Origin of the sequence: Mucilaginibacter aquariorum, from assembly GCF_024498135.1 — a bacterium.
Lineage (GTDB): Bacteria > Bacteroidota > Bacteroidia > Sphingobacteriales > Sphingobacteriaceae > Mucilaginibacter > Mucilaginibacter aquariorum.
In genome coordinates, this window is record NZ_JANHOH010000001.1 from 1,584,974 (window position 1) to 1,603,966 (window position 18,993).

22 protein-coding genes are annotated in these 18,993 nt (G+C 44.5%); 11 read left to right on the forward strand and 11 right to left on the reverse strand.

The window, feature by feature from the left end:
* The first annotated feature begins 38 nt into the window (after positions 1 to 38).
* Together NPE20_RS06860 and NPE20_RS06865 are read left to right on the forward strand one after the other, a co-directional pair.
* Positions 39 to 341: a hypothetical protein gene (locus NPE20_RS06860; RefSeq protein WP_256537870.1), complete on the forward strand. Its 303-nt coding sequence runs from the start codon at positions 39 to 41 to the stop codon at positions 339 to 341.
* A complete protein-coding gene (locus NPE20_RS06865) occupies positions 290 to 1,114 on the forward strand; it encodes an SOS response-associated peptidase family protein (protein ID WP_256537871.1) in 825 nt (274 codons plus the stop codon). The genes NPE20_RS06860 and NPE20_RS06865 overlap by 52 nt, the downstream gene beginning before the upstream one ends.
* A 45-nt stretch (positions 1,115 to 1,159) precedes the next feature.
* Here NPE20_RS06865 and NPE20_RS06870 read toward each other — a convergent pair whose 3' ends face one another.
* The 5 genes from NPE20_RS06870 to NPE20_RS06890 form a co-directional block, all read right to left on the reverse strand.
* Complete coding sequence (locus NPE20_RS06870) at positions 1,160 to 3,637, reverse strand: hypothetical protein (protein WP_256537872.1); 2,478 nt, start codon at positions 3,635 to 3,637, stop codon at positions 1,160 to 1,162.
* Positions 3,638 to 3,721: 84 nt separating this feature from the next.
* Positions 3,722 to 6,925, reverse strand: coding sequence for an error-prone DNA polymerase (locus tag NPE20_RS06875; protein ID WP_256537873.1), 3,204 nt, complete (start codon positions 6,923 to 6,925; stop codon positions 3,722 to 3,724).
* A complete protein-coding gene (locus NPE20_RS06880) occupies positions 6,922 to 8,442 on the reverse strand; it encodes a Y-family DNA polymerase (RefSeq protein WP_256537874.1) in 1,521 nt (506 codons plus the stop codon). Before NPE20_RS06880 ends, NPE20_RS06875 begins: the two co-directional genes overlap by 4 nt.
* Positions 8,417 to 9,142, reverse strand: coding sequence for an ImuA family protein (locus tag NPE20_RS06885; protein ID WP_256537875.1), 726 nt, complete (start codon positions 9,140 to 9,142; stop codon positions 8,417 to 8,419). The genes NPE20_RS06880 and NPE20_RS06885 overlap by 26 nt, the downstream gene beginning before the upstream one ends.
* A gap of 9 nt (positions 9,143 to 9,151) precedes the next feature.
* Positions 9,152 to 9,496: a hypothetical protein gene (locus NPE20_RS06890; RefSeq protein WP_256537876.1), complete on the reverse strand. Its 345-nt coding sequence runs from the start codon at positions 9,494 to 9,496 to the stop codon at positions 9,152 to 9,154.
* A 107-nt stretch (positions 9,497 to 9,603) separates the two neighbouring features.
* Here NPE20_RS06890 and NPE20_RS06895 point away from each other — a divergent pair, with 107 nt between their 5' ends.
* Entirely contained in the window at positions 9,604 to 9,849 is a 246-nt protein-coding gene (locus NPE20_RS06895) for a hypothetical protein (protein WP_256537877.1), read from the forward strand.
* A gap of 122 nt (positions 9,850 to 9,971) precedes the next feature.
* Here NPE20_RS06895 and NPE20_RS06900 read toward each other — a convergent pair whose 3' ends face one another.
* The 5 genes from NPE20_RS06900 to NPE20_RS06920 form a co-directional block, all read right to left on the reverse strand.
* Positions 9,972 to 10,577 (reverse strand): hypothetical protein, encoded by a 606-nt coding sequence (locus tag NPE20_RS06900; RefSeq protein ID WP_256537878.1) that lies wholly within the window; start codon positions 10,575 to 10,577, stop codon positions 9,972 to 9,974.
* A 40-nt stretch (positions 10,578 to 10,617) separates the two neighbouring features.
* Positions 10,618 to 11,034 (reverse strand): DUF1810 domain-containing protein, encoded by a 417-nt coding sequence (locus NPE20_RS06905; RefSeq protein WP_256537879.1) that lies wholly within the window; start codon positions 11,032 to 11,034, stop codon positions 10,618 to 10,620.
* Complete coding sequence (locus NPE20_RS06910; RefSeq protein WP_256537880.1) at positions 11,027 to 11,218, reverse strand: DUF2188 domain-containing protein; 192 nt, start codon at positions 11,216 to 11,218, stop codon at positions 11,027 to 11,029. The genes NPE20_RS06905 and NPE20_RS06910 overlap by 8 nt, the downstream gene beginning before the upstream one ends.
* 12 nt (positions 11,219 to 11,230) lie before the next feature.
* Positions 11,231 to 11,761: a hypothetical protein gene (locus tag NPE20_RS06915; RefSeq protein WP_256537881.1), complete on the reverse strand. Its 531-nt coding sequence runs from the start codon at positions 11,759 to 11,761 to the stop codon at positions 11,231 to 11,233.
* Positions 11,762 to 11,858: 97 nt separating this feature from the next.
* Positions 11,859 to 12,632: a DNA-formamidopyrimidine glycosylase family protein gene (locus NPE20_RS06920; RefSeq protein ID WP_256537882.1), complete on the reverse strand. Its 774-nt coding sequence runs from the start codon at positions 12,630 to 12,632 to the stop codon at positions 11,859 to 11,861.
* 371 nt (positions 12,633 to 13,003) lie between these two features.
* On the opposite strand from NPE20_RS06920, the gene NPE20_RS06925 reads away from it, so the two are divergent.
* From NPE20_RS06925 to NPE20_RS06960, 8 genes are all read left to right on the forward strand, one after another.
* On the forward strand, positions 13,004 to 13,903 hold the full coding sequence (locus NPE20_RS06925; protein ID WP_256537883.1) for a DUF72 domain-containing protein: 900 nt from the start codon (positions 13,004 to 13,006) through the stop codon (positions 13,901 to 13,903).
* Between the two features lie 93 nt (positions 13,904 to 13,996).
* Positions 13,997 to 14,269, forward strand: a complete 273-nt coding sequence (locus tag NPE20_RS06930) for a hypothetical protein (protein WP_256537884.1) — start codon at positions 13,997 to 13,999, stop codon at positions 14,267 to 14,269.
* Positions 14,266 to 15,036, forward strand: coding sequence for a non-homologous end joining protein Ku (ku, locus tag NPE20_RS06935; protein WP_256537885.1), 771 nt, complete (start codon positions 14,266 to 14,268; stop codon positions 15,034 to 15,036). The genes NPE20_RS06930 and ku overlap by 4 nt, the downstream gene beginning before the upstream one ends.
* A gap of 12 nt (positions 15,037 to 15,048) precedes the next feature.
* Positions 15,049 to 15,288 carry a hypothetical protein gene (locus NPE20_RS06940; protein ID WP_256537886.1) on the forward strand — a complete coding sequence of 80 codons (240 nt, stop codon included), beginning with the start codon at positions 15,049 to 15,051 and terminating at the stop codon, positions 15,286 to 15,288.
* 28 nt (positions 15,289 to 15,316) lie between these two features.
* Entirely contained in the window at positions 15,317 to 16,087 is a 771-nt protein-coding gene (gene xth, locus NPE20_RS06945) for an exodeoxyribonuclease III (protein WP_256537887.1), read from the forward strand.
* A gap of 473 nt (positions 16,088 to 16,560) precedes the next feature.
* Complete coding sequence (locus NPE20_RS06950) at positions 16,561 to 17,490, forward strand: VTT domain-containing protein (RefSeq protein WP_256537888.1); 930 nt, start codon at positions 16,561 to 16,563, stop codon at positions 17,488 to 17,490.
* A gap of 250 nt (positions 17,491 to 17,740) precedes the next feature.
* Positions 17,741 to 18,064, forward strand: coding sequence for an Fpg/Nei family DNA glycosylase (locus NPE20_RS06955; RefSeq protein ID WP_256537889.1), 324 nt, complete (start codon positions 17,741 to 17,743; stop codon positions 18,062 to 18,064).
* A 47-nt stretch (positions 18,065 to 18,111) separates the two neighbouring features.
* Positions 18,112 to 18,540, forward strand: a complete 429-nt coding sequence (locus NPE20_RS06960; RefSeq protein ID WP_256537890.1) for a hypothetical protein — start codon at positions 18,112 to 18,114, stop codon at positions 18,538 to 18,540.
* Here the strand turns inward: NPE20_RS06960 and NPE20_RS06965 are convergent.
* Entirely contained in the window at positions 18,537 to 18,992 is a 456-nt protein-coding gene (locus NPE20_RS06965) for a hypothetical protein (protein WP_256537891.1), read from the reverse strand. The genes NPE20_RS06960 and NPE20_RS06965 overlap by 4 nt on opposite strands.
* Position 18,993: the final 1 nt, after the last annotated feature.

The window sequence follows — 18,993 nt, forward strand, 5'->3', positions numbered from 1 at the left end:
ATTTGCAGATGCTAATTCATTTAGCAATATTTGCATTAATGAATGATCCGAAAGCTTTTGATATTGAGTTAAATGGTCAGGTAGCACATGTTACCGGTCATACTATTAAATCTGCAAAAGTATTTCATATCATTTTCCAGAGCCGCAAACCCCCTTTAAATATTACGATAGCTGAAGATACCGACGGCTTTAAATTTTGGACATCTCTTCCGGAGGGACGTCATGAAGAAGCGGAACTTGCGGGCAAGGTTATTGCTACGTATATTCGTGAATACAGGAGAAATCAGTTATGTGTTACTACAACGGACAAAAAGTTACCCGCACCGAATTTATTCGATTGAAAGGGATTGAGAAAGCAATAAAGAATTATAATTTTCTGAATGTTGGCGTACATAATGGGTTTATGTTTCAGCCGGCAGCTGTTGCAGTTCCTAATACCGCTAAAACCGATTTTGAACTTGTGCTTGGTCATTGGGGTTACATGCCACATAGTATCAAGTCTCATGCTGATGCGCAAATGTTTATTCGGAATTATACCACCATGAATTTCAAGTCCGAGAATATGTTTCTAAATGACAAAGGGGACATATCCATGTGGGCGGACGCTGTAAACAAAGGCAGAACCTGTCTGGTGCTATCAACCGGGATGGTTGAAAACCGGCATATCACCAGAATCGGAAAAAAGGGCGAACCTTTAAAAGCGACAGATGCTTACCCATATATGGTAACCATGAAAGACCGGGAATACTGGTGGATGCCGGGCTTGTATAATCAAGTGTTGGATAAAGAAACCGGTGAACTCGATTACACCTTTGCCTTTGCAACGACAAAGGCTAATGCATTATTCAAACAGATTCATAATAAAGATAACAAGTGGCGTATGCCTGCCGTTTTAAGCGACGATCTCGCCTGGGAATGGATGATGGGTAACGCAACGCCGGAACGCCTGCAACACATTGCGCGCACTCAAGTACCATCAAGAGACATGGATTACTGCACGATTACAAAAGAATATTTACAGCGCATCAATAATCCTACTGAATATCCAAACCTTGCTGCTATTGATATGAGCTACATGGATTCAGAAGAACAATTGTTGTATCCAGCTGCCTGACTAAATAAGATCAATTTAAATTATTTATAGAACAAAATTTCATGATTAAATTGGTTTGCCGTCGATGAACTCTTCGAGTAATGAATTAATTTTATCAAAATACTCCTCTGTGATTTTTTTTCCATGAGCCATGCTGTTCCTAATTTCATCACGAAGAATTTGTGCAAATCTGATAAAATACGGTTCTTCCAATAACATTTTGCGATAGTGCTCAATTGTATATTTCCTACCTTGCGTATGGTAATATTTATTGATTTCGTCTAGCATTTGTTCGAATGGCTTGGCAATTGCTCCTCGCATTTCGTTTTCGGAAACATTAGAATCAGCACTAAATTCATTCGAATCAAATATCTCAACGGTGTATTGAACATAACGCCGCCTTTTCTCTTTCGAAATATTTTTAATATCGGTAAGTTTATTTAAACTATCGAAAAGAGTTCTTGTCTTTTCATGGAGATCAAGACTATCCAAAATGGAAAGGTATTCGTGAGTCAGGCTTTTAGGATCAATTTTAAATGAAATGAGCGACATATGATTTAAAAATTTTGCTGGTGAAAACAGATGCCACAAAATTGGTTCATTACGATAAAATCGGCCCTTAAACGCTTTTCTAAATGCGGTAAAAGTTTTATCCCAGGTTAAGAAAAACGGTTCGTCGCTATGAAGTTTTCTATTAGATAAATGGCAAACCATCCAGGCATCATTCAAGAGTACATTGGGAGCTTTGGGCGAATGGGTGGTTTGTCTCAAAACGCTCTCAAGCACAGTAATTGCACTTTCCCTGTTATCGGCAGGCGGTAATATTTCTACCTCGATATTATATTGATCGGTTAGCACATTCTTAAGACTTGACAAGAGAATTTGAGTAGAATCAATTTCATAAGCATCATCTTCACGTATATACAGCCAATGGTTTAGGAATTTTTCAAAGCTATCGTCATCTTCGTCCAGTTGGTTGGATTTTTTTAAAAAATTATAAAACTGGTAAAAAACATTTGTTGAAAACTCCGACTTAACAAAATCTTCATAAGGTATTAACATCAATGCTAACCTGAGTTGATGGGCTACTTCTAATAAGTAAGGCTTGGCGAATTTGAATTTAACTTGTTTATTATCTTTGTCAAATGCAACCAACTCTTCTGCGATCTGATAAAAAGTATTTTCATAACCAGGATTTCTTAAATAACCTGTGCATAAGATATGCAAGACAATCTGTGTGTCAAGGTACACTGTTCTATGTCTCGCGCGTATATAAGCTTCAAAATTTTCAGGATTAGTTAGTTTCCCAAGAACCTTGCTAGCACTGACTCTAACAATAAAGTCGCTATCTTCACACAATTTTAGCAGTTCTTTAAAAAATTGTTTGCCCAAATCTTCTGGCGATATTATTTGATAGATGTAGCTAATTAGATCATCATATAGTTGATCCTCTTTAGGTATATCATTTCCATCATCGTAAGCCTCGCTGACATCAATATTAAAATTTTTTATAAAAAAATCGTACAGTTTCTCCAGCAACGCATCAAAATGAAGGATTGCTCCGTAAGACTCCAAAAGCTCTTTATAATAAAGCAAAAACAAATCTCTATTTTCAAGAAATTCATTATAGACAACCTTGAGACGTTCAGCCTCATCTGATGTTAATATGTAATAAAGCACTTCAGACTTTATTATCTTGCGCTGCTCGCGAAGTTTTTCTAATCGTCGATCAAAAAAATTTTTTGAAAGGGTACTTCCAAAATATGCATCGCAATTACTTTTCAATTCCGTCGCAGTCGCCTTGCCTTTGCTGTACAATTCATGTAAAATAAAAGCATTTACGACCTGCGTTTTTAGTTCCGTTGCTGTGTTCCCAAAGCTAATGAAATCATAAAGAATTTTATTTTCCTCACTATTTAATTGTTCAGAAACTATTGAATTAAACTCTTGTTTGGGAAGATTTTCCACAACTGCTACATTTTTTAGAATGGCAAAAAGCATTACCACCAAAATGTCCGTCAGATTACTATATACTTTCGCTTCGCCCCAGCTTGGCGAATTGTGAACTTCATTGCGTACTAGATATGCATTGCAAATTTGATATAGATATTCCTTTTTATCTCGGAACGTATGTAATTTATCAGCAGCCAAATTCGGATATTGGTTTTCTCCTTGAGTAGTTAATTCTTGATTGAGTTCAATTAACTTTAGTAACGGAAGCAACGTTTTTCCAACTACAGCAGCAGGTCTGTGACCAAGTACAACGATGGCATATTTTTTTAAAAACGGCTCGAACGAATCTGCTAAAGCTCGTAACGGCCCCATGTCACCTTTTTTATCAATGAAAGCCTCCTGCAATGCAGGGAAAATTGCTTTAGGTAAACCTTTTAAACTATTTTCTTCAACTGGATGAGCGATAAACTTAAATAGCAACTCAATACCATTTTTTATTTGGCCGGCCGAATAATTAGGATCTCCAGTAGTTAAGATTTCCTCTACATTGTTCTTTATTTTTTCCCTTATAATTTCCCAGTCGATGTTCATGGATGTCCAATTTTATTATAATCACGAATGTACGTATAGTTGCTCATTTTTCATGTTAAGAACCGCTACCTGCCAATGAGATTATTACCTGAAATTTCTTCCTTTATGTATAACGTCTTCCACTTGTTGGGTCTTCAGCGGTTTTTCAATAGGAATAAATGGCGAAGCTTTTTCATCAGCGCGTGATAATGTCAGCAGAGGCTGTTGCTCATTGCGAATGACTGTCAGGTCGCCTAAGAGTTTGGTAACGTCGAAAATACGGCGCACTATAATGTGCGTAACCTCGCTTCGTTCAACTACCCCTTCCACCATCAGTAAACGGGCGCGCGATATCTCCTTGCGGTACTTATCAAACAGTTTGGGGAACACCACCAGATTGGTCGTTCCGGTTTCATCCTCCAGCGTAATGAAGCAAACACCTTTAGCAGTACCCGGACGTTGGCGGATGAGGATCAAACCCGCAGTTTTGATAACTGTTTTATTTTCTGTTTGGTTAGCACTTCTGGCTGTTTTTATATGCAGCAAGTCAAGTGTATGCCGGATAAAACTGAGCGGGTGGCCTTTAATAGAAAGACCTGTAGTGGCATAATCCTGTACTACATGCTCTGATAATCGCAAAGTTGGCAGGTCGACCTCAGGTTCATAAACGCTTTCCGACGGTTGGCCTTGCATCAACTGCACGGGACGGTCGTGCAGTGCGCTAACTTCCCAAAGCGCGCGCCTGCGATCGAGATCCATCGAGCGAAATGCATCGGCATTGGCAAGGCGCTCCATAGTGGCCACGCTGACACCGGCATCACAAATCTGGTGTGGTGCAGTGTACGTTTTTATCCTTCCTGCCACCAGTTTGTCCATTTCTTCCTTCTGAATGCCGTCGATCTCCCGAAAGCCCAAACGAACCGCAAAGTACTTTCCCTGGTTGGCTTCCAGCGTATTATCCCATTGCGAACGGTTGACATCGATGGGAAGCATTTTAACGCCATGTTCGCGGGCATTCCGTACAATTTGGGCGGGCTGGTAAAAACCCATTGGCTGGCTGTTAAGCAACGCCGTCGCGAATACTTCAGGATAATAAAATTTAAGCCAGCAGGAAACGTAAACCAATAAGGCGAAGCTGGCTGCATGGCTTTCGGGGAAACCGTAGCTACCAAATCCTTCCAGTTGCTTGAAAATGCGTCTAGCGTATTCTTCGGTATAACCCCGGCTGGTCATGCCGTTGATCAGCTTATGCTCGAACTTACTGACCATGCCATTAAACTTAAAGGTCGCCATCGTTCGGCGGAGCAAATCAGCCTCGCCGGGCGTGAAACCCGCGGCAACAATGGCCAGCTCCATCGCTTGTTCCTGGAACAGCGGAACGCCGAGCGTGCGTTCGAGTATGGATCTGATCTCTTCAGAAGGATAATTCACCGCCTCTTCGCCATTCCTGCGCCGGATATAGGGATGCACCATATCACCTTGTATCGGGCCGGGCCGGACGATAGCTACTTCGATCACCAGATCATAGAAACAGGTTGGCTTCATGCGTGGCAGCATGGACATTTGCGCCCTGCTTTCGATCTGAAAAACACCAAGCGTATCGGCGGCAGTGATCATTGCGTAAACTTTGGGATCATCCTGCGGGATATTGGCTAATGTGAGTTCATTCCCGTAATTGGATCGAACAAGATCGAAAGCCTTACGGATACAGGTTAGCATGCCCAAAGCCAAAACATCAACTTTCATAAAACCGAGCGTATCAATATCATCCTTATTCCATTCAATATTGGTTCGGTTTTCCATGCGCGCATGAAAAATTGGGCAAAGGTCGGTCAGTTTGCCATCGGTTATCACGAAACCGCCGGTGTGCTGACCAAGCTGGCGCGGAAAGCCGATCATTAACGAGGTCAATTCAATAACCTTGATCAAATGCGGGTCTTTTGCATTTAGCCCTAATGCCGCGACCTGATCTACGGTAATTTCTTCGTCGGTCAGTTCGCCGAACGCATCCGATAATTGTTTAACCACATCTACGGAAAGCCCCATGGCACGGCCAACGTCCTGAATCGCACCTTTGTAATGCAGCATGGTGACGGTCGGCAGGATTGCCGCCCGGTCACGGCCAAAGCGATTGTATACATACTGGATCACTTCTTCCCGGCGCTCATGCTCAAAGTCTACATCAATATCAGGAGGTTCATTGCGTTCTTTTGATAAAAAACGGGCAAACAAAAGATTGGATTTGTCCGGTGCTACCGAGGTAATGCCCAGCACAAAGCATACAGCAGAATTGGCCGCTGACCCCCTCCCCTGGCATAAAATACCCTGATTTCTGGCCCAGGTAACATAATCTTCTACGGTCAAAAAATAGTCAGGAACATCCAGTTCAGCAATGATCTCCAGTTCCTCTTCAATTGCTTTTGTAACTTTTGGGGGTATGTTGTTATCGTAAAAGGTGTTCGCCCCTTTCCAGGCAAGGTGTTTCAATTGCTGTTGAGGTGTCCGTCCTTCAGTGGTTAGTTCACTCGGATATTTGTACTTCAGTGATTTGAGATCAAAATTACAGGAATCGGCAATGATCCCGGCGTTGGTGATCGCTTCAGGATAATTGCGGAATAAACGCTCCATTTCTGTTTTTTCCTTAAGGTGCCGCTCTGCATTTTGGTGCAGCTTGTAGCCGGCGTTAAAAATGGTGCACTTTTCCCTCACACAGGTCAAAACATCTTGCAATTCCCTGCGGGCAGCATGATGGTAATGAACGTCATTGGTAGCAACCAGGGGTATGCCTAATTCCGCTAAAAGGAATAAGCGCTTGGCATCATCACCCGTGTAATACTTAGTCGCCGCCAGATAAAGGTTAGGCAGGTTTTGCTGATAATCTTTAACATGGTGTTGAAAACCAAATTCAAATTCAAAATCCTGGCTGATTTTGTCAGGGGGGACAATGATGAAATAAGAGCCTTCAGCATATTCGTAAACATCCCTTTTGGAAATATGGCATTGCTCTTTTTCAGCGCGGAGGTTACCGAGTGTCAGCAGCGCGGAAAGTCGTGCGTAAGCTTCCTTATCGGTTGGATAAGCCAACAAGCTTGGACCATCAAGCAGGTCAAGCCGAACAGCAGGGATGAGCCTGATGTTGCGGTCTTTCGCCACCTGGTAACCTCTTACAATCCCGGCGAAGGTATTACGGTCAGTGATCGCAATGGCATCATAGCCAAGATCAGCTGCCTGGTCGACAAGTTCCTCCGGATGGCTACCGCCTCGCCGGAAACTAAAATTGCTGGTTACCTGTAATTCAACGTAACTCATGCGAAAAAGCCGTGTAAATACCAGTGTTGGTTGCTTTCGGCATTATAATGGCCCGAACGGAAAAGCCAGTAACGACAACCCGCTTCATCTTCAGCGATATAGTAATCCCGGTGTTCGCCCGGCTCCAACCACCACTCACGTTCAATACGCTCAGGACCATCAGCGCCGACAATGACATGCTGCACGCCTTTCCAGATAAACAGCTTAGGCGGATAATCGGGCGTCAGTGCCATTGCTTCAATGGGCTCCGGATGGTCAAGTATCTGCATGGGGCGCGGTTTATCTGTACGCCATTCACTTTCAGGTGCTTTTTTCACATCGGTGTTTGGTGTAGGGGTTCGTTCCGGCCAGTAATGTTCGCCGGGCAGGTAGCGACAAATATGAGCCGTGCCGATCCGTCCCGCCACCCGGTCCAGCAGTTCTGCCACTTCTTCACTGTCCGCGCCGCCCGTTGCCGACCATAGCTCACTTTGCTTATCGCTGACAGGTTCCGTTTTGAGGGCATCTAAAACAAATAATTCAATGCCCATACCAGGCGTAACGGTATCGAGTTTATTAAAAAATAATTTGAAGAGGTGTTCGGTCCGGTTACTGGCGTGGTTGGTGCCGATAGAGATGTTTCCATTTTTACCGTCGACCCGGTACCAGGTAAACGTAGCCGCCCTAAGGCCCAGTCCTTCACCATACAGCCTTTCGCAAAGTTTTTCGAGCAAACTATTTAAAGCGATCTCTATAGCCGGCCTGGTTTTAATAGCTTCCAGGCATTCCAATCGTTCACTATAGGGAACAGGTTCTTTCAATGGGAATAAGTATTCCACTTCCTGGCCGAGCGCTTGTTGCAGGCGAAGCACCATGTCCTTACCAAAACGGCGACGCAGTACAGAATTTGGAATGTAAATAATACTGCTGATCTGGTGCAAACCGAGGTTGCGCAGTTTCAACAGCTGCGCCGTTGGTAAACGTAGCGCTGAGGGCGGCAATGGCATAAGCGCGTTACGGTGCTCACCTTCCGGCACGATAAGGCCGGAGCTTGCACAGCGTGCCACGCCCCAGGCCGTGCCAATGGTATCAGCGATTGCAGGACGAACATCGTAGCCCAGTATTTTTAATCTGGACACGATCTCTTGTAAATAAGCTTTTTCGCCGCCCTTAAGGTGCGTACAACCAGTAACATCAAGCAATAAACCGTCCGGCGGGTCAAGCTGGATAAGCGGTGTATAACGCAGGCACCACTCCGCAAGGCCGGTCAGCAGTTTCAGGTTGCGGCCGGGCTTGCCATCAAAAACATGCAGCTCAGGCGCAATGACTCGGGCATCTGCTACAGTCATGCCTTCCGTTACGCCGTATTTAGCGGCTTCGTCCGTCAGCGCAGTGATCAGCATACGTCCATGATCCGGTTCGGCAAAGACATAGGCCTTCCCTTTCAGTCCGGGCTGGCGGATCGCCTTCCAGTCTGTCAGCAAATGCCGGAACCATATGGACGCAAAACGCTTAGGCATATAATCGGGCTGGTTCAATGATTTGTGGTGCTATGACGGTTTGGAAATTCTGATTTTTCCATTCGACCGTCCAGCTGCCTGGCTTGCCATTTCTGACCTTGAGCAAATTGACCTGCCAGCGTGGATGACCGACGCCCGGCATTCCGCTACGTAACTGGCTGCGTACCGGGCGAATTTGCCAGCGAGCCGCACAAGCTGTCGTATTTATTTTTTTCACATCCTTTCGCAGGACGAAACCGGTTACCCTGCTTTTCTCAACGGCCAGTTGCAAACGTTGTGATTCGGCAAAGCTGAGGTCTTTTGTTTCGCAGATGACCGTGGCGACGCCTTCGCATTTGAGTGCTTCTTCAGTAACCCAAAGCACATCCTTTTGCATGGGGACATCAACAAAAATAACTCGGTCGGGATCGACACCGAAAAGCTTAAGCGCAGGCGGATAGATCCGGCGGGTATAACTGATCCAAAGGCAGGCACCGCCGTTGGTTAGTAACTTTTGAACGAGGCCGGCAATGAAGCCGCCGCTGGCGGCAGTATCTTCCGGGCTGTTACTGATAAGCTCATGGATCGCGCCGGTTGGAAAAACGCCATCCGGAAAAGCAGCGGCAACCGGACCGAGGCCCAGGTCATTGTTTATGCCGGGCTGCGGCGGGCGGAAACCTTCCCAGCGGATCATGTCCTGACGGAGTTTGCTGATTATTTCTTGTTTCGTGGCGGTCATGGCTATCAATTAAAAGTCGAAGTTCATTTGATCAAAATTCAGTTTACGACTGAAATTGTACTCGCGAATGGCTTTGGCAATCGCAATTGCCTCATCCGTAGTAAAAATATCATCCAAAGTATACCCGATGCCCTGCTCAGGATATTGCAGGGTTTCAAAATAATCTTCAGCGTCCTGGGGCGTAAGCGGGATTCGCTGCTCGTCTTCAATGTTTACATAAACTACCGTAGTGCGGTCAGCCGCTTTGACCTGGTAGCGCATAAAGCCCACTTCATCAGCCAATTGGTCAAGTTGTTCGGCCGAGATTTTTACCTGTCGGGCGTTGAGTTCGAGTTGTACATTAATGGGCACCATATTTTTGCAAATTTGAGGAGTACAAAGTTATGCTAATATTTTTAGCATTATTCGTATATTTTTTACATTTTTTTCTGCACATTTGTTTTAAGTAAATTACAAAACACATGGACAGATCATTTCTGAAAGGAGCGAAACAGGTGGAGATCAAGCGAAAAAATGGTCATCAGCTAACCGTTCGTGTAGAGCCGGAATTGCGAGTTAAAGGCGAGTTATCGCCTGATGGTGCGGTAACCTTCGAGCTTTCCCGGGAAAATTATGGCATGTTCGAATTATTCCATGTAAAAGTACCGGGGTATCAGGCACCGGAACCTATGCCACAGGGAAGGTTGTTATTCGATACCGGGAGGTAACTGGATTTATGACGGGGGGGCGCTGGCCATTGAAGAGCAGGAAGAAATTGCCGGGCAGATAACCGGTCATCACGGTGAGATGGAAAAGTTGCTTAAAACCATGGCCACCTCCATTGTATTGGCTAAGTGTTGGCTTTGATACGTCTTAAAATTTCAGCTAAGAGGTCAGCGTCATCAATTTCGCCGCCGGTAATTTCCCAATCTTGTTCTAACAGTTCGAATTGCGCGGTCGGGTCACCGTTAACGAGAACAACAAAATGGCCTTCCATTTCTTCAAGGCGGATATCGCGGACGATTTGATCTTTACCGTATTTGAAATGCAGCGATATATCTTCCGGTTGCTCGGGTTTGGGAAGAATGATCCCATTATCCATCGGGTGTACTTTCCCGGCGGCATAATCCTGTAAACAATCCACGATCTGCCAGACCTCACCATCCTGTAATTGATTGCCCACATATTTCCACTCGAAAAAACCGATGCCGGGAAAATGAAGCTCTCCGAGATAACCGGGATTATCTTCACCTGTTAATTCAAGACTTTCTACATAGCGTTCCCGCATGGTTTGAAAGTCAAAAAGATTGCTGTCAAATTCAGGGAAGCCGCGATAAAGCTGGTAAGTACCGGTGGGAACAAGTTCATGACCTTCTTCGATCAGCAACGGGGCAGCTTCGATAATATCCCAGGTACCATCGAGGCGTTTAATTTGTAAGTTGATTGGGCTGGTCATTTTTAAATCTATTAAATGCCGATAATGGCTATCACGGTAATTACAGCAACTGCAAAGTCGCCTTATCCTTTTCACCTTGAAAATACTTTTTCAGCACTGCTTTAAAAACAGGGTCCGCACCAGGTACTTGTGCGAATAAAGTCATAGATGACCGCAGTTTCAGGTCATCGGGACTGCCCATCACACTATTTGCATTGCGGGATTCTAATTCCAGCAGGACCGCTGCAATCTCCACCAGGCGCTTACCCAATACAGGATGCGCCAGGTACGCGATAGCTTCCGGCAGATCTTTGATCGCATAACGTTTCGACATTTCACTATAGCCCAGCCCGTCAATCTGCGGGAAAATATACCAGATCCAATGACTACGTTTACGGCCTGATTTTATTTCTGTTAAAGCGGTAGCATAATCACGTTGTTGAGCATCTAAAAATCGCTTGAGGTTGTCGTTACTCATCTTTTTTTTTCTTCTTATCCAGGTTTGCGAAATGTAACCTGGCTTGTTTCAGACCGGTCGCGATGGCCTCACCTTCGTCACCGGTGGTCGTTAACACTTCATTGGCTATCTCGGTAGCCTTATCTCTGATCTTCTTAGGTTGGTTTTTATATGATGGTGGGTAATCGCCGTTATACCATGGCATAAATACTTCCTTTTATCTTTTTTCAAATTTTGCTTCGATCGCTTGTTTCACTGACACGAAAACATCTTCTTCCAACGGATCACCACTAACTTGTTCCCATTTATGATTATGTTCCAGTTCGGCGATGACTTTGCCATCATAAGCTACAGCATAGATGCCTTCCTGCGCTTTTACTTCAAAACTGTTCATGCCGCCATGATAGAATGCCTGCACATAAAAACCCGCTGTATGTGCGTCCTTATCTTCCAGACGCTGTAGATGATCTGCAACCTGGGATTGCTCTTCCTCATCCAAAAAATCACCGAGATAAACCCATTCAAATTTATTATCCTGCTTATGGGCGAATGTACCGATCTCTGTTGTGTCGCCGGGATTGTCTTCGGTATATTCACCGGCAGGGTCATCGTGGCGCGTCGCCTGCAACTGATAAACCCCGGTAAAAACAAGTTTGCCTTCTTCCTGATAGGTTACCGGCTCAATATCGACGTATAATTTCGTTCCGTCTGTACGTGTTAGTTCGAGTGAAGATGTAGCGATGATCATATTATTGGTTATTTACTATTCATAAGACAACGCGCCGTTGCCTTTGTTTTGTAATGTCGCAACATCTGAACCTTTAAATCAAGTCATCATTGTAGCTTTATTCGAAGAGTTCCTGACTTTCTGTATAATAGGTTTTGCGTGAATTTATTTCGGCTTTTAAGATAGTTTCACCGGATGGAGTAAGGTCATGCCTGGGCAGATGCACCTGAAGGAAATCACGTTCCTTTTCCGTAATTGTATCAGGGAAATTCTTTGATATATGGCTTTCCGCATCCTCCAGGACCGTCTTTATAGCTTTTAGGATATCATTAACTTTATTTTCAGGAATCTTATTGGCTTTGGAAAACGGTGATATCTTGGCGGAATACAGAATTTCGTCAACATACGCATTCCCAATACCCCGAACCATCTTTCCTTCCGTTAAAACGGTTTTAATAGGGCGGGAAGTTGCTTTTAATGCACTGCTCAGGTAACCGTCAGGTATGCTCAAAGCGTCAGGCACCTTTGTGGGCATGGGGTCAAGCATTATGATCACCGCCTTTTGCCAGTCGGTAATGGCTAAGCCGGTCCCATCAGAAAACATGAGTTCAGCGATGGTGAACTTATTTTCGTTTGAACCCTCGTACCAATACATGGTTCCATGCAGCATTAAATGAAGGCCCAGCACGTGCCCGTTTCCAAATGCGAAATGTAATTCCTTACCTTCCCTGGTGATAGCAGCTAACTTTTGTCCGTCGAAAGCTTCTTTCAAAACAGATTCCGGTACTTTAAGTTGCCTGGGAACAAGAATCGTGATCTCTGTAAGCGTTTTACCTACAAGGCGCTTACTTAGATTTTTATTGAAAATATTTAAGTCTGGGATTTCCGGCATAGTATAAGTGTAAATGATATTATGCTTAAATTTATTATTTAATTATAGTGGCTTTCTATTTTTTGCCCGATCTCGTCGATGATACTTTGTGGTAAAATTACGCCAGATGCTTGAATCCAGTTCAGGTACTCCGTGTGTTCGACGGAGGCCATCCACTTTCCATTGAAATATATTTCATAACTCCGTTCGGCCATACTTGCTTCACAATAGATGATTTCTTCACCATACACTATTCCGAATCCAATTATAGGGTTTACCATTAGCACAATGTAAAAATTTGTGATCAGAGTTGCAATCGCTGGTTGCTTCTGCAATAGACTGAGATTTTAACAACCCAATGCAAAACTTGTGTTGTTAACTGTTTACTTTGCATGATGGAATTTGGCAGAATTGACCCTTTAGAATTATCAGCAATAGATTTCACGCTACCAACTGATTCGGATTTAACGAATAAAACGCTGGCGACATCGAAGGATAGTGACGATCTAATTATTCAAGTCGGCTCCACCAAATGGGGGAACCGGGGATGGCTAGGCCGAATTTATCCGCCTAAAACCCCTGATAAACAATTTTTAAATGAGTACTGTAAACAGTTTAATACGCTGGAATTAAACGCTTCGTTTTACGCTATTCCCAAATTAGATGATGTAAAAAGATGGAGAGATCAGGTTGAAGACCGTACCGATTTTACATTTTGCCCCCGGTTTCCGCAAAGCATTTCCCACATCAGAAGGCTTGCAAATGCCGAAATACAGACGGCCCAATTCTATGAAGCAATTAGTGGATTTGGTGGCAAACTTGGTGGGCTTATGCTACAACTTAGCGACAACTTCAGCCCGAAAAGTTTTGATAACCTGAAAACATACCTGGAAGCCTTGCCAACCACTACTCCGGTATTTGTTGAGGTTCGGAATAAAGAGTGGTATAAAGAAGGTGAAGCCAAAGAAAAATTATTTAATACGCTGCACAATCTGAAGATCGGCACGGTAATAACCGATTCGGCCGGTCGAAGAGATTGTGCCCACATGGAATTAACAACAACTCAAACCATGATCCGATTTGTGGGCAGCAATTTGCACCCCACCGATTACACGCGTGCAGATGCATGGGTTCAAAGAATTAAAACCTGGAGAGAGAAGGGCTTAAAGAGGATTTGGTTTTTCGTGCACCAACTGGACGAAAACAATAGCCCTGTCATGTGTGAATACATTATAAAACAATTGAATAAAGAGTTAGGCACGAACCTAAAGCCTCCTACATTCATAATTTAACGCTTTTAATTCTTCACTATTTCGCCATCAAGTTAGCTTCAGATTATCAATTCTGATAAGTAAACAATAGCCGACGCTATGGGTTATACTGATATGGAGAATTACCCGATCACGATAAGTCTGGATAAAGCCGTGCATCATTTCGAGGTGGGCGAATATGCGCACCATGAGGATGATAAATGCAAGTTTCGTATATATGAAAATGGCGCTTATGTAGCCAGCTTTGAGCCGGACGCGCATGACTTTTTGCATATCTGCCAAAACCCCGGAAACGTTGAGGAAGAAATATTGCATTTGCTGGCCGACAAGATCGAAGCGCATCACCCGCATGGTGTTAATGATAATGTTAGAAAACTAAAGTTATGAGAAGCATTTGGACTGGCTCCATCGGTTTTGGCCTTGTGAGCATACCCATCAAATTATTTTCTGCGGTACAGGAAACCCGGCTTGATCTGGATATGCTGGATAGCCGTGACCATGCACACATCAAGTTCCAGCGGGTCAATGAGAATACAAAAAAGGAAGTACCTTACGACAAGATCGTTAAAGGCTATAAATACGATGATGATTATGTGATCATCGAAGAAGCAGACTTCGAGGCTGCCGCTCCAGAAAAAACAAAGGTGATCGAGATCGAGAACTTTGTCGATATCGCGGCGGTGAACCCCATGTATTACGAAACCTCTTACTATACGGAACCTGCGACCAAAAACAACAAGGCTTATGCCCTGCTGCTCGCCGCGCTGAAAAAATCAAAGAAGGCAGGTCTCGCGCGTTTCGTACTGCGAAGTACGGAGAGCCTTTGTATTGTACACCCGGTGGATAAGGCCATTGTCGTTACCCGTATCCGCTTCGCCCAACAGATCCGCGACCAGGAAGACCTCAAACTGGATGATAAGATCGACGTCAGCGATAAAGAACTCAAAATGGGCCTGGCGCTCATCGATCAGTATGCCGAACCCCTTGACCTCTCCAAATATAAAGATGAATATCACGGTGAGCTCCTGAAGATCATCGAACAAAAAGCGAAAGGCAAACGCCCGACCATTAAGAAACTAAAACCAAAAGCAGCCAAAGGCGATGACCTGTATGACCAGCTCATGAACAGTCTACAGGTGAAAAAAGGCGCATAATCAAAAACAGATATGAAAAACCTATTCGAAAAAGAGAACCACAACGGCCTGATCGCAGCCGCCATTATCGGAGGCCTGGCCGCGGCAGCGGTCGCTTACTTTTATTTAACAGATGACGGCGAAGAACGCTTTGCGGAACTTAAACATAAATTAAAGGACCTGGCCAAGGATTTAGCATCCGGTATCATCAGTGATAAAACAGGTATCGCCAAAAACACGGTCAAGTCGGCGGCTGATCATATTGTGAAATAATCTGGTAGATATTGTTTCCGGCAACCCCATGAAGATCGCTACCTATAACATTAATGGCATCAATGGCCGGATCGCTAATCTCGTCCGTTGGCTGAAGGAAGCGGAACCTGATGTGGTATGCTTACAGGAACTCAAGTGTGAAAATCATAAGTTTCCGGAGCAGGCCTTGCTGGATGCGGGTTATCATGCGATCTGGCACGGCCAGAAAAGCTGGAACGGTGTGGCCATTCTTTCTCGTTACGGCGAAATTCAGGAAACGCGCCGCGACCTTGACGGTGACCCGGACGATACGCATAGCCGTTATATCGAAGCATTTGTCAATGGTGTGGTGATCGGCTGTCTCTATCTCCCTAACGGCAATCCATTTCCTGGCCCGAAATTCGACTATAAACTTAAGTGGATCAAACGACTGACCGCCCATGCCAAAAAACTGCAGCAGTTTGGCTTGCCTGTCGCACTCATCGGCGATTACAACATTATGCCCACCGAGCTGGACACCTATAAACCCGAAAAATACCTCGAAAATGCTTTGTTCCGCCCGGAAGCGCGAAAGCTGTTCCGCGCGTTGCTCAAACTTGGCTGGACGGATGCTGTCCGGCACTTATTTCCCGCTGAACCGGTCTACACTTTCTGGGATTATCTCCGTAACGCCTATGGCCGAAATGCGGGTTTAAGACTTGACCATTTTCTACTCAATGATAAACTCCTGCCTCGCCTGAAAGCAGCGGGCATAGATAAAAGCGTTAGAGGCTGGGAACACAGCAGCGACCATGCACCCGTCTGGATTGAACTTTCTTAAACGAAATTATAACCTATGGCAGAATTACCCTACCTCAACGTATTTGCAAACATCCTGACAAGGAAATTCTGTGAGAAAACGCTTAACAGGATTGATGTAACCGTAGCACAATAATTAAATGTCAGCCCCGCCGAATTCAGGTCGGCTTTGGAAGGCGTCAACTTCCCGCTGTAAAACGGGCAGGCAAAACCCTGCAATTTCATTTTTCCGGTTAACAGGTACCTGGCCTCCACCTCATGCTGCAGGATGAGCTGGTGGCCATTCAGGATGAGGAGACACCAAGGACAGTATCGGCTCAAGCAATTAAAGATGCCATCACGGGGTCACTGAGAAACCACGAATGATCCTTAAGATGTGCTCTGATCACTTATTTACTGCGGGCATTCCTTAAAGGCATATTTAAGTCAAAATACCAAGTTGGAAGCACTATGATAATCAAATTCGGTAATTTAGCGTCATATCAGCTATGATCAATGAATACATTAATTGAATTGGTGCAAGCTTACGGGCTTTGGATAATTTTTCTTATTACGCTGATTCAAAGCATCGGCTTACCAATACCTGCATTTGCTATCGTTATTGTTACTGCAGCCGTCACCCCTGCCAATACTTTCGATGTAATTTCACTCGTGCTGACCGCGACTTTCGGATCTTTAATCGGTGACATTATTTTATACTTCGCCGGTAAAAAACTAGGGACAGGTGTTCTGGGAAAATTGTGCAGGATATCGCTATCGCCTGACTCCTGCGTAAAGAGCAGCGGAGATATTTTTGAACGTTACGGCCCGCCTGCGCTAACGGTTGTGAAATTCATTCCGGGCCTTTCTACATTAGCCCCCGTAATAGCTGGTGTTTACGCCATGCCGATATTTTCATTCATAGCTTACTCTTTGATTGCCGCGGCCATTTATAGCATTGCGGCTGTCAGTCTCGGCGTCTTATTTCACCATGAGATTGGCAGCTTAATTGCCACACTGACCGAATATGGCAAACTTGGAGTTTTGATCGTTATTATTTCATTTTGCATCTTCCTTTTTGCCAAATGGTTGCAGCGGCACCTCCTTATCAGGCAATTCAAAACTGATCGTGTGACTGTCAATGACCTGCACGAATTAATACGTGACAAATCAGGACATGTAATATTTGACGCGCGTCCCGAAGATCAACGGACAAGAAACGGGTTCATTCCCGGTTCTATACCCATCAGCGAAAATAATTTGAGTGAGATCGCTAATCTTTATTCCGCCCACGATGAGATAATTGTTTATTGCTCCTGTCCAGACGAACTCACGGCGGCAAGATATGCTCAGAAACTGCGCAGGTCAGGGTTAAAACGAATTAGACCCTTACTTGGTGGCGTTGATGAGTGGGCTAAATCCGGAGGCCAAATATCATTCAATTGAATTGCGCCATTCGTAGAGTTAGAAACATCAACACATGTAATTCACTGACAATAAGCCCATAAGAACTATGATTCGAATCTCTCCCTCTCCATTTCGATAAAGGTGAAGGGTTTGCCGTTATCGATCTTCAAAAACATGCTACGCAGACCCTGCAGCCAGCACCGGTCCCTGTGCCAGAGGCACTCGCGTTAAGTAAGGAATATTTTTCATCACTACTTTCCAAAAAGCACACGGTCATCAAACCCTGCTCATGGACCAGAAGCTCATCCGTGGTATCGGTAATTCCTATGCCGACGAGATCCTATACGACGCCGGAGTTTCCCCGTTCCCAACCGCGAAGGCCATACCCGCTCCATACATTGACCGGCTTTTTAACAGCATTAATGAAGTCCTAAAAAGCGCGATCAAACAGATCGGGGCAGCAAATGGGGACGAACTTAAAGGAGAATTAAAAGATTTTATGAATATTCACAGCCGTACATTAAAAAAAACTTCAAAAGGCGAGGAAATCAAAACGGAGAAGATTGGCGGACGGACCACCTACTACACTGACGAGCAACAGCTATTTCTGTAATTGATTACAGTATTTGTTTATTGCTATCCGCTTTTCTAAATTTGACGATGTCATTTAATTTAGATAGCGAAGGCTTTGAAAAGATCATCGGCATTTTAGACCGGGCTTTCCAAGTGAGTTTTGATGAAGGACTGATGGAAGATCTCGGTAAAAAATCACCGTTTTATTACAATAACATTCCTGTTGTAAGCCAAGCTAATGACAGTGATATTGGTGAAATTTTATCATCGGTTCTAAATATCTTCAGAGACGCCGTTGAAGAAAAATTTAGTTTTGTAAGCGATGAGCTTGCCGAACAATTAAATAGTACCCTGTTCGAATTATTCGAAGAAAGTTTTATCTCCAAGCCGGGCAAGTTCTCAGCATTTTATTTCGAGAATGTCGCCATATTTCCAAAAAACCGGGACGCAGGGAATTTGAATAAGTTTATCGAAGACAGTAAATTCCTGTTCCTGTTCGCTATCCGCGGATATTAAAGTCCGCTGCTTTTGGAACGTAGCCCTTTGATCGCCAATGCCGTAACCAAACCGCCAACCAGGTACCAGGCCACCGTCAGCACTTTTGTTTTATCCGTTCTCGTCACCGGCTCATCGCTCAGACCCAATGGTTCGGTCAAGGTCAGTGCTCCAATTCCGGCGGCCGCACCGATCGCCGCCCCGCGCAACAGCAGGTATTTCTTTTTGCCCAAGCCGATCGTGCTGAAATAAAGCGCGTTACTGAGTAAGTCTCCAGCCAGTGTAGCCACAAAAAGGGCGTTGCCCGTCGGAGGGGTCAGGTTCATGGCTTCCATGCCTTTTGTCAGGGCCTCCTCACCCACCAGGTCGACACGCGGCGCTTTATGGTCAAATGCTTTTACGGTCTGGTGAATGATATTTAGGGTAACCGCCCCCGCCAGTCCTCCAATGATGTTACTGATCAATTTTTTCATT